This is a genomic window from Haloarcula sebkhae (assembly GCF_014647415.1).
In the GTDB taxonomy this organism is placed as follows: domain Archaea; phylum Halobacteriota; class Halobacteria; order Halobacteriales; family Haloarculaceae; genus Haloarcula; species Haloarcula sebkhae.
In genome coordinates this window covers 31,385-41,728 of sequence record NZ_BMPD01000012.1, presented here as the reverse complement: position 1 = coordinate 41,728, position 10,344 = coordinate 31,385, and the positions used below count along the sequence as shown (strand labels likewise).

Genomic DNA, 10,344 nt, shown 5'->3' with positions numbered 1-10,344 from the left:
ACATAGCTGGGCTCGCTGGGATCATCCTGTTGGGGCTCGGGGTGTATCGCTCGGTGAATGGGGAAGCTGACGCAAGGGCTGACAATCGGTAGCGTATCCTTTTGCGGACCTGGTTTCGGCTCGGCCACAGATCTCACTCAAGGCCACCAACCGCACTCCTATCGTAGAGTAACGTCGAATCATGTGCTGGCCACTCAGCGTACGATTAGTGTCCGATTTATCGAAAGACAGTACAGCGAATCGGCTGATTACGCAGTTCAAAAATGACAGGATACTTGAAGAACTCACCGAGAAAGAGCGGAATTGATTCTACTGGGCAAACAGAGTCTTCAAAATAATCAGCAAGCCGCTCAACCGACTCTGACGTACTGAGCAAAACAGGGTGTGAGGCGTATGCATTGAGAGCGCCAGTCTCAACTACTGTTCATATTGGAAGTTGAGACTACAGCGGGTTTAGCGGGGCTATGATGCGTGTTTTCGGCCGAATCGACGAGTGGTATCTGTTTCAGACCCCCTCTCCAAACGGGGATTCTTGATGAACTGGAAACTAATCCGAGACATTTCCGAGCCCTTGGATAGTGTAGCCACTCAGACGCCACGCTAACACAGCGAGAGCCACCTCACTATCCGATACCCGTTTCCTTCTTCAACAGCGTCAGCGTATTATCTGCCGTCACCATCTGAGAGTGTTCGTACTCACCAGTCAGTTCAGGGTATCTAGAATCGGTCAGTACTGTGGTATTGGACAGCAAAAGAGTGTGGTTCGGGCTCTGGAGGGCGATTCACAGTAGAATAAAAACTATGATGCCACACAGACAATTTTGGATATGGCTATCTTCCCGCTCACACAGCAAGAGCTCTGGATACTCCGAGCCCTCTTTGTGATTCCTGTTCTCGTTGGCATCGGTGGACGTGTGTTTGCCGGAGGCTCGATACTCGAAGTTGTAGTTGGTGGCGGGGTAATGGGAGGCCTCTCTTTCATACCGCTGGCATTCATTTACTTTATATACTTGTTTGGAAAACGCCTCTCGATCCAACACGCATAACAGCTGTGCTTAGTACGCACTCCTACTGAACGGCTGTTTCACTCCAAATCCGCTGGTGAGAACTCGCCTCAATGTGATAAGTCGCTTCGGTCAGTACAGATAAAGTACTTATCAATTAATGATAACGCTTAGTTGTGAATTCCGATATCGTAGCTGTGATCTACGTCGTGATGGGCTTGCTCATCATTGGAATTTCTGTGGCGACGCTTTCACCGGTGAGCGAACGGACGGTGGTTTCTGAAGTCGTCAGTGAAGGAGATTCACCGCCTAGTGCGACAGTAATCACTTTCCCATCTTGAAATCCGTCGTAATCACTAGCTGAACCCGATCTATATTCTCCAGTCCAGTAATCGCGGTAACCGTTTGTTCGGTAAGCGTTCCGACGTACCCATCGATATATTTCGAGGCACATTCAGAGAGTTGCTCGTAGTATTTGCGAATTGCTTTATTGGGTGCACGTTCATCAGAAACATACGTTGACTCGGGAACCACCATTTTTGTAGTTAGTTCGACACTGTGTGCGTAGGCAAGGCTGAACAGTGGCGCAAGCCGATTTGCCTTCCCGATAGTTGATGTGCTGCTCCTGATCTGCCGAAGAGCATTCGTTCCAGCGGGGGTACGTTTGAACTGGGACCCATCGACGTGCACCCAGTCGTACTCGCTGAATGCGTCCAAACATCGATGCACAGTGGAGCGGGAGGCAGATACTGTGTCTACAATGTCACGTTTCGTGCATAGGTCGGTCGGTACTGCTTTGAGGATCTCATAGCGGTGAAAGGAGCGAAACAGATTGCTCAACTCTTCCCAGCCGACGCGTACGGCAGCAGTTTCCGACATTAAATTGAATATCCATAGACAGTCGGTAGCGCATCGGCAAAAAGGGCGTTTTCGACGACTGTTGGAGGCGCAGCGAGACGATGTTGGAGTGTCCTGTGTCGTTCAACCCCACTGGCGAAGTCGTCTTGGTCCACTGTAACAAGTACGCCATCTGGCCCAACGAAGTGAATGGCATCCTCTGAGATAACCGGCGAACAGTCAGCGTTTCCGATTGCGAGTCCAGGGAGGTCTGCCACTGATTCTGCCCGAATAGTTTCAATGATGTCGCCCGTTTTGAGATCGAGAGCGTAGAGACGGCCATCTGAATCAGTGACGTAGGCTGTTGTATCTGATACTGCCGGCGAAAAGGCATGTTTTGTTTCAATTGATTGCCGCCATCGCTGTGATCCACTTTCCACATCAAGCGCGATGACTGCCCCATCGCCCGTCCCAGTGACGATAGTCTCGTTCGTCACAAGTGGGGCATCACCAGGCCGACCGTCGCTGATTGCTTGAGAAACCCACAGTTTCGTTTCCGCAATTAGGTCCATCCCCATAATGCCATTAGTTGTACGCACGACGACATTTTCACCGTTGGCAGCTACATTTCGCGGAGGTCTAGCGGTCTTGATGGTTGTTTGGTCCTTCTTTGGAGCATTTTTATCAAGTAATACAAACCGGTCCTGTTCAGAATTATCGATACCAACACCGACAGAGTCATCTATTAGGATCGGAGTTGTTGATATTGACCCTGTACCCGGTCTGTAGACAGTTTCCCGTCGTCCCTTCGGAAGCACAAACCGGTAGACAGCGCTTCGAGTGGAGAGGTAAAAAGAATCACCGAGCGCTGACGCTGACCCACGTACACGCTCTCCATCCGGAAGTTTGTGGCTCCACTGTCGCTGTCCTGTTTTTGTGTCCATCGCGGTCACAGAGGTTCCGCGAGTTTGCACTACGAGTCCACGATGAACGAGCGGTTGTTCAGGCGGGGACGTCACAGCACCGCTGAGCCTCTGCGACCAGCGGTACTCTTCGAGCGTTGGTGGCGAAGGAATCGTACCCCGGCGAGTATTAGAACCTAGCCTTGTCGGCCACGACCCACCCACTGATTCGATAGCGCTGGAAGTCGGCAACTCCCAGGAACCATTAGACAAGTTTGTAGCCGATGGCTCGGATGTTGTCTCTGGATTGGAATTGCTGGAAGAAATAGTACTACAGCCGCCAAAGGTTGTGGCAAGTGCTGACAGGAGGGCACGTCGTTGCACAGTTACTCAGTAGGATTTATGAACTATATGTCTATTTATTATTCATACTTGCCAACAATCCAAAATAGGCCGACTAATGCGTGGGATTTCAGGCGTCTCAGTGGTTGCGGTGGGTCGAAGATAACGCGAAATCGGCGCGTGATGAGTCTGTCAGCCGTGACGTGCCAATTGGAATCGACGACTGCCGGAAAATCCTCATAGACGGGCCAGCGGCAGCGCTGGCCCGCCGGGCAAACTCTACGGGAATCAAGTGATTATTCTGGTGGTCCGAGGCCAAGACCCTGCTTGGCGATGAGTGCGACAGCCACTGTGAACAGCGACAGACGGCCCTAGACCGCTCAATACTATCGAAAACAAACGGCTCAGTTATTTCATCCCGTAGCCCATCTTCCGGAGTTCGTCTTCTACGGTCTTATCGGGCTCACCAGCCGCGAGGATGACCGCCTCAAGAACGTCGATCTTATACACCGATTCGTTCTGGAAGGTCTCGTCCATCCGATCGACCAACTCGTCGACGTGAGTTTGGGCAACATCTCGGAGGAAAATGTTCCCGTGGTCACGGTCGTCCTGCACACCGTCGCGACGGTACTTGTACGGGAGATTAGAGGTCGTGTCGGCGGTATCAGTAGCTGACGAACCACTAGCGAGGCCGGCGTGGGACCTACCGGCCTCCTGAGATTCGTCGGCCGTCTCGGTTTCTTCAGCGCTCTCATCATCGTCGAAATCGTCTTCAAACGGAGAGCCAGCGCCAGACTTCATGCATCAAACGCCTCCTCGATGTCCGCTGCGAGGTCGTCATACTTCTCCAGAGTCGCGTGTTCTCGGTCGGGAACGCGTCGGACCCCTTTCTCACCGTCCTTGTAGGCGTCTTCCGCAACCTGATACGCGGTCGCGCGAGCGTCCCACATCTCCTGCATGAGTGACTCGCGTTTGCGGAATACCGCTGGCACGTCGTAGTCGACATCCTCTTCGAGCGTTGCGAGATGTTGCTGTTGGCCGGTCGTGTCGCCGAACGCGACGGGAACGATCCCCAGAACGCCGACTTCGATGCCGAGGTTATCCTCAAGCCCGTCGACGAGCTGCTCCAAGCCGTCGATACTGAGTGAGCCCTTGCCAGACAGTTCGACGGGGATGAGCACGGTCTGTGTCACCATCACCGCGTTGTAGAGGCCCTGCCCTTCGGACGCCTGAGGGTCGCAGATGATAGCGTCGTATGCTTCGTGGATGTCATTGCGGCCCAAGAGCTGGTACAGTTGTTCCTCTTCGACCCACTCCGCGTCAGGATTCATTTGTTCCTCGGTCTCTTTCGCGCGGCGCATCGTCGTGTCCAACGACGAGAGCATGTTGTGGGCCGGAATCACGTCAAGGTTCTCGACGCCGGTGTCTTCACGGATGAGGTCCACAAACGAGCCTTTGCCACGACCGACCATGTGCCGAACGAGGTTATCCGCGGCGCCGTCGTCGCGGTCGTCGTCGACGCCGAAGATGTAGGAGATGGACGCCTCCTGCGGGTCGAGGTCGATGACGAGTGTTTTCAATCCGTTCTGAGCGTGCGCGTGTGCGAGATTCGCCGCTGTCGTCGTCTTGCCGACGCCGCCGGCCTCACTATACGTCGTATATGCCAGCATGTGTTATTACTGTATGTTGCCACCACTAATAATTACCGTATGTTACTAACGCTCGTTACTAACGTATGTAACAAACAGTAGTAGTTAGCATTAATGGTCTATAGTAGTAATTAGCGCTAGTAGCAGATAGTAGTACCATATGGGAAGCGGAGGGGTCTGAGAACACATCGATAGCGGGGTGTTCGAGCTAACCAACACAAAGGCTACTTTCTCGCTCACTGTTGGTTAGCGTATGAGCGACGAAGAAAATGCCCACCAAGCCTTGTCGGCGCTGGAGCAGATCGACGCCGACGCGCTCGACCAGGACGCTCGCGATGCCCACGAACAGGCGGTCGCCGCCGTGGACGAGTTAGTCGTTGCGCTCGGAGAAGACGAGACCGGCGACGGAGTTGCCGTCGATGTGCCAGAGGAGTGGGCCGACGACGTAGAAGAATGGGAAGAGAAAATCGACAGGGCATATGAAGCGGCGGAGATCCCGCTCTCCAAAGGAACGCTAACGACGAAATCAATTGATGACCGGGAGTACTACTACCTACAGTGGCGCGAGGGTGAGAAAGTGAAGAGCCAATACGTCGCGCCTGTCAGCCCAGCGTAGGCAAGTTACTCCGGAAACAGTGGGGTATTTGCTCATTACATCGTGGCGAACTCCTCGCCAGAGTCGGGCAGGTACTCAATGATGCTTTGATGGGCTCCAAACTCACTGATAATCGTCTGGAGGGCATCAACGACAGTTGCGATATCGCGATTGAGTTCATGCTGGCGGTATGTGCCACCGTCCTGCCCGCGATGCTCCATCTCAGACAGTGTGAGGTTGAGGATTTCGAAATCTGAGAGGAAACTGCGCATTCGGCGCGCAGTCCGTGGTTCTCGGCCCTGGAACTCACAGAGCTCTTTGTATCGCTGATAGACGATTCGGGAGCGAGCTGGTGTTTCCCCCTCTGCAGCAAGCGTAGTCAGCGCGTAGAGGGTGAGTTGCTCATGTTCGGTGAGGTCGCGCATAATGTCCATGCTCTGTTGGGCTTCAAGTTTCTCTTGGGCGCGTTCGACGTGATCAGTCGTAACCGAGTTTGCGTTTTCAGTACGGGCGAGGTCGCCGGCCTTTCGAAGGAGCGTGATCGCCCGTCGAGCATCACCACCGTCTTGACGACCGAGCGCGGCACACAGCGGAATGACGCCATCCTCAAGGGCACTCTCGTGGAAGGCTATATCGGCCCGTTGTTCGAGGACCTTCTGGAGTTCTTCGGTGCCGTATGGCGGGAACGAGATTTCTGTCTCACACAGTGATGACTGAACCTTGGCATCGAGCTGTTCGCGGAACGTCGAATCGTTACTGATTCCGATGACACCAAGCTGGATGTTGTCGATATAGCCGTTGTTGTCGGCTCGGGTGATCTGGTAGAGGAAGGTGTCATCCGTGATGTGGTCAATCTCGTCGAGGACAATGATAACACTGCCAGAGAGCTTGTTGAGTTCATTCCAGAGGAGACGGTACACTTTGGACTGGGGGTGGCCAGTCTCGGCGATATGGTTTTCGTGGCCGCGGAGATTATTCACGAGGCTGATTGCAGCCTGATAGCTCGTACTCAGCCCATCACAATTCAGCGAGATGACGGTGAGATCGATTTCGAAGTGGTCCGCTGATTCCTGAAGTTCGTTGAGTAGAAAGTTCGTGACAGCGGTCTTCCCGACACCGGTCTTGCCATAGATGAAGATGTTATCGGGGTACTCACCATTGATGATTGGCTGCAGCGCGGCTTCGTATTCCTCGATTTCGTTGTCCCGGCCGACGATATCATCCGGTACGTACTCGACCTTGAGCGTATTCCGGCGTTTGTATAGCGTGTCGTCCGGTTGAAATCGAGGACCCATATTATGCATGAATGAGTCAGGCTACCACAATAGTTGTTTCGACCACCGTTTCCGCTATTTCCAGTATAACCAGTGCTGGGTAGCCCTTCCACTATAGAAGGGGCACCCCAGTATTTCCACTGAATCAGCTGTGCTCTGTCGCGGTGGGGCCGAAGTCCGACAGGATAGGATCAGATGGCTACGGGATACCTGCTACTTGGTTCGATGTGGAGCGATGTTACCCCACCATTTCCAGTAAATAGTGTGTCGTGGATATCTGGACACACCCCACCGTTTCCAGTAAACTGCAGTCATTTCGTAATGAGTGGTGACAGCTGGGGTGAACCACTGGGTTCCAGTATTTCCAGTAATCGCTTCTTTATATGAATTGGACACCCCACCGTTTCCAGTATATCTGCGGAGCGACTGTAATCACAAGATGGAAGTGGGAACGGTTTGCGTAGATCATCGATAGACCCTCCCCCCACTGTTTCCAGTAAAGAACAGTGAAACAGCGACAGCTGTAGAGAATGAACTTTGAATAAGAAAAAAGTTTATACATATGCCGTTATAGCTAGACCGTAGTAGAGCTAGAGCGGTGTTGTTGTGGGGACTAGTCTTGGTGGAAGAAACTGATAGTGCAGTCCGCTCCATTCATCTGCCTAGTTTTAGTGGAAATAGTGGGGGGTGGGTGCCCATTCCTAACTGTTCTATCCCGATGTGTCACCCTAATAGTGGAAATGGTGGGGTCTGACGCCCGTCTGACGATAGGGTTGTGACACTCTTCCGCAGGCTTCAACGATCTACTTCGCCGCATCATGAAGGTCGTCATGGCCGTCCAAATCTGCCCTCTTAACGCTGACCCGGATCTTGATCACTTGGTCCTCGGTGCACACGCCATGACCTGCAACTATGAGGGCAAAGATTGAGAGAACCAATCGGCGGTTCATGAGCATGCTGCCTGAAGACTGAAATAATCCTTGTCTATACGTACCGATACAGCCGTTTCAGGGGTTCACGTAAATCACGAAATCGCGCCGAGTACTACTACTAAGAGCAGTATAAGATACTTTCTCTCTACAGGCTGACAGGGCCCATTGGAAGAAGAAAGCCGCCACGGCGGGGATCGAAATAGCCGATATTCCGTCTTGTAAACGATGGTTCCAATAACCCAATGTCTAGTTCGGAGTCTTCCGCCAGAACTGCCCCTCGCAGCGTGTATTCCTCAGTCAGTGTGGGGTAGTCCTCGCCGAACCGGTCAAGATACATGATTAGCTGACCGAACGCTTCGTGAATGTCGTTGACGCCCTGAATCCGTTCATTCCGTGTTTTGACCTCGAAGATATCAATCGTGTCCTCTCGAACCATAATGAGGTCAGCGCTGCTAGTGTATGCTTGCCGCCCAAAACCGTGGTCTCGAGAAATGTCTTTACTTGTTGGGAAACCCTCAGGTTCACCTCCGTAACGCTCACTGAGAATTTCGTCTTTCGAGCGGTCGGAGTCAATCTCAATCCCGAATGCATCAGCAACACGCTGGAGTCCGAGTGGAACCTCGCTCTGAATGAACTGGTACGTTACAGGGTCTACATCAGCTTCGGCAAAAACCCACCTAACGCCCGCTGTTCGTTCTCGTTCGGCCTGTGGTGGGCCAACATTGGCACACCTTCCCAGTCACTCATGTTTACTCGTTCTGCCGAAGATTTCGCATGACTTCCTTTTGCCGTCTTTTTGCCTCTGCTTTGGCTATTTGCTCGAATCCTTTTTCCATTACATCTGCCTGCTCAAAAAACTCCAGATGCTGTTTACTAGGCTCATGGAGAATGCCCTGTTCTATCATGTCTTCGAGCAACCACTGTGCTCGATCGATGTTGCCACCACTGGCGAACGCCAACGGGATATCAAGACACTTCGGTACTCGCTCGATTTGACGGTTGGTGTCTATGCGTTCTTGTCGCTCCTCCCAGGTTGCTCCATTTAGTTCAGCAAAAAGCCGTTGAGCTGTAACTACTTCCAAATCTGGTGCCTCTTCACGATACTCACCTTCCTCAAGCCCATTGTAGATACGGTGTGCCTCAGCGATGGCTTCTAAGCTCACGCGGTCTCCCGCCTTGTTTGCGACTAAGTGTAGCGGTAGTTCAAAATTCTGCATATGATTGACTGCTGATGTCTCTATATACCTTAACATTACTATTCATATATTCCTTTTCGAACTACTTTATTAATCCACTTAAGATAAACTCGCGAGATATCTGGAAGCTAGTTCAAGCTCCGCCATGAGTAGAGAACTCGATTCATTGTCGTCGAAAACGGATACCGGATGTCTCCAAATGTGAGGTTCCGCGATTAATCTGTCTCAGTATTATGATAGGGTGCGGCTCATCCCACAGCGAAAAACCAGCTTTGATCAGAGGATTTCACACCTGCACAGAAAGCAAATAATGCCACCCTACATTCAGTTAGGAACACTAATATCTCAGTCGCTCTATCGACCCTTGTATCTATTTTGTTCTGCCTGTATTGTTGTTTATATAACCTCGTCTGCAAGAGTGGGTATGACGACGAGTGTCGAGGAAACGGACGTGATGGACCGCTCGCTTGGTGTCTTTCTCGGGTTGGCCTGTGGCGATGCCCTCGGTCGTCCTGTCGAATTCCGAACGTCCAGTGGTATCGAAGATGAGTACGGAACATTGACTGAGATGCGTGGGTACGGTACCCACAATCAACCTGCTGGGACCATTACTGATGATACCGACCTCGCGCTCCGTATCGCTCGGTCACTCGCTGAAAATGGTGGGTTTAATGGAGCGGATATCGCTGATCGATTCGTTGACTGGTATGACGATGGCCCATTCGACATTGGCGGAACAACGTCTGGCGCAATCCGCCGGCTCAAGAGCGGTGAACCATGGGATAGTGCCGGCCACAGTGAGTGGGAACAGAGCAGTGAGGGGAGTAACGCAGGCAACGGGAGCCTGATGCGAACGGCCCCTTACAGTATTGCCTACGCTGATGATATCGACCCGATCATCACCCACTCCCTCAAATCGAGTGCAATCACTCACGCCGACCCTCGATGCCAGGTCAGCTGTGCCATCTACAACATGGTCCTCGTTGATTTCATTCAGGGGAGACCTCCACTTGATATGGCGATAGGGGCGTACAATCTTGCTGTGAGAAATGGTGATGTCCCCGAATCTGAGGAGGTCATGGACGCTGTAACCAGCGTGAAGACAGGTGACATCCAAGGAAGTCCGCTAGAGAATTCCGGGTACGTCGTATCCACGCTCCAGACAAGTCTCTACCACGGCCTTACTGCCGACACCGCCGAAGATGCCATTGTGAACGCCGTCAATATGGGTGGAGATGCTGACACAATCGGTGCCGTCACTGGCGCTCTTGCTGGTGCTCGGTTTGGTGCGAGTTCACTTCCTGACCGTTGGCTCTCCGAGATCGACGAAACTGATGAAATTCGAGAGCTAGTCCATACTCTACATGAGCTCTGAATAGAAGAAGTGGGGCGGAGACGGTAAGATCGAAGGCCAGCACGGTAACCGTACCATTTTCTTCTCTTCAACAGACTACCTGTACTAGTCTGCTCTCTCCCGTCTCTCCCAGACGTAGTCCAGTCAGTATCGATGCGATTCCATCTTACACTTGTAGTAAGACCATATCACGTCGTGGATGTACGATACAGAACCGCTGCGGACCGCTTGTGGAATACCCACTTACAGCTGAACTAAC

10 protein-coding genes are annotated in these 10,344 nt (G+C 52.3%); 3 read left to right on the top strand and 7 right to left on the bottom strand.

The window, feature by feature from the left end:
• Positions 1-827: 827 nt before the first annotated feature.
• Positions 828-1,046 carry a hypothetical protein gene (locus IEY38_RS20785; protein ID WP_188980917.1) on the top strand — a complete coding sequence of 73 codons (219 nt, stop codon included), beginning with the start codon at positions 828-830 and terminating at the stop codon, positions 1,044-1,046.
• A gap of 282 nt (positions 1,047-1,328) precedes the next feature.
• Here the strand turns inward: IEY38_RS20785 and IEY38_RS21955 are convergent, their stop codons facing one another.
• From IEY38_RS21955 to IEY38_RS20770, 4 genes are all read right to left on the bottom strand, one after another.
• The gene (locus tag IEY38_RS21955; protein ID WP_446685126.1) at positions 1,329-1,883 is read right to left on the bottom strand and encodes a hypothetical protein; all 555 of its coding nucleotides are present in this window, start codon (positions 1,881-1,883) and stop codon (positions 1,329-1,331) included.
• On the bottom strand, positions 1,883-2,968 hold the full coding sequence (locus tag IEY38_RS20780; RefSeq protein WP_268238784.1) for an outer membrane protein assembly factor BamB family protein: 1,086 nt from the start codon (positions 2,966-2,968) through the stop codon (positions 1,883-1,885). The genes IEY38_RS21955 and IEY38_RS20780 overlap by 1 nt, the downstream gene beginning before the upstream one ends.
• A gap of 525 nt (positions 2,969-3,493) precedes the next feature.
• Positions 3,494-3,886 (bottom strand): hypothetical protein, encoded by a 393-nt coding sequence (locus tag IEY38_RS20775; RefSeq protein ID WP_188980913.1) that lies wholly within the window; start codon positions 3,884-3,886, stop codon positions 3,494-3,496.
• Entirely contained in the window at positions 3,883-4,755 is an 873-nt protein-coding gene (locus IEY38_RS20770; RefSeq protein WP_188980911.1) for a ParA family protein, read from the bottom strand. The genes IEY38_RS20775 and IEY38_RS20770 overlap by 4 nt, the downstream gene beginning before the upstream one ends.
• Positions 4,756-4,987: 232 nt before the next feature.
• Here IEY38_RS20770 and IEY38_RS20765 point away from each other — a divergent pair, with 232 nt between their 5' ends.
• On the top strand, positions 4,988-5,350 hold the full coding sequence (locus IEY38_RS20765) for a hypothetical protein (RefSeq protein ID WP_188980909.1): 363 nt from the start codon (positions 4,988-4,990) through the stop codon (positions 5,348-5,350).
• A 35-nt stretch (positions 5,351-5,385) separates the two neighbouring features.
• Here the strand turns inward: IEY38_RS20765 and IEY38_RS20760 are convergent, their stop codons facing one another.
• From IEY38_RS20760 to IEY38_RS20750, 3 genes are all read right to left on the bottom strand, one after another.
• Positions 5,386-6,624, bottom strand: coding sequence for an orc1/cdc6 family replication initiation protein (locus IEY38_RS20760; RefSeq protein WP_188980907.1), 1,239 nt, complete (start codon positions 6,622-6,624; stop codon positions 5,386-5,388).
• 1,056 nt (positions 6,625-7,680) lie between these two features.
• A complete protein-coding gene (locus IEY38_RS20755) occupies positions 7,681-7,971 on the bottom strand; it encodes a hypothetical protein (RefSeq protein WP_188980905.1) in 291 nt (96 codons plus the stop codon).
• A 313-nt stretch (positions 7,972-8,284) separates the two neighbouring features.
• Positions 8,285-8,752, bottom strand: a complete 468-nt coding sequence (locus IEY38_RS20750; protein ID WP_188980903.1) for a hypothetical protein — start codon at positions 8,750-8,752, stop codon at positions 8,285-8,287.
• Between the two features lie 403 nt (positions 8,753-9,155).
• Between IEY38_RS20750 and IEY38_RS20745 the strand changes: the two genes are divergently transcribed.
• Positions 9,156-10,106 carry an ADP-ribosylglycohydrolase family protein gene (locus IEY38_RS20745; RefSeq protein WP_229775416.1) on the top strand — a complete coding sequence of 317 codons (951 nt, stop codon included), beginning with the start codon at positions 9,156-9,158 and terminating at the stop codon, positions 10,104-10,106.
• Positions 10,107-10,344 lie beyond the last annotated feature (238 nt).

Excerpts from the sequence above, each read along its gene's own strand:
- IEY38_RS20785 (WP_188980917.1), top strand. The coding sequence starts at position 828 with ATGGCTATCTTCCCGCTCACACAGCAAGAGCTCTGGATACTCCGAGCC.
- IEY38_RS21955 (WP_446685126.1), bottom strand. The coding sequence starts at position 1,883 with ATGTCGGAAACTGCTGCCGTACGCGTCGGCTGGGAAGAGTTGAGCAAT.
- IEY38_RS20775 (WP_188980913.1), bottom strand. The coding sequence starts at position 3,886 with ATGAAGTCTGGCGCTGGCTCTCCGTTTGAAGACGATTTCGACGATGAT.
- IEY38_RS20770 (WP_188980911.1), bottom strand. The coding sequence starts at position 4,755 with ATGCTGGCATATACGACGTATAGTGAGGCCGGCGGCGTCGGCAAGACG.
- IEY38_RS20765 (WP_188980909.1), top strand. The coding sequence starts at position 4,988 with ATGAGCGACGAAGAAAATGCCCACCAAGCCTTGTCGGCGCTGGAGCAG.
- IEY38_RS20760 (WP_188980907.1), bottom strand. The coding sequence starts at position 6,624 with ATGGGTCCTCGATTTCAACCGGACGACACGCTATACAAACGCCGGAAT.
- IEY38_RS20755 (WP_188980905.1), bottom strand. The coding sequence starts at position 7,971 with ATGGTTCGAGAGGACACGATTGATATCTTCGAGGTCAAAACACGGAAT.
- IEY38_RS20750 (WP_188980903.1), bottom strand. The coding sequence starts at position 8,752 with ATGCAGAATTTTGAACTACCGCTACACTTAGTCGCAAACAAGGCGGGA.
- IEY38_RS20745 (WP_229775416.1), top strand. The coding sequence starts at position 9,156 with ATGACGACGAGTGTCGAGGAAACGGACGTGATGGACCGCTCGCTTGGT.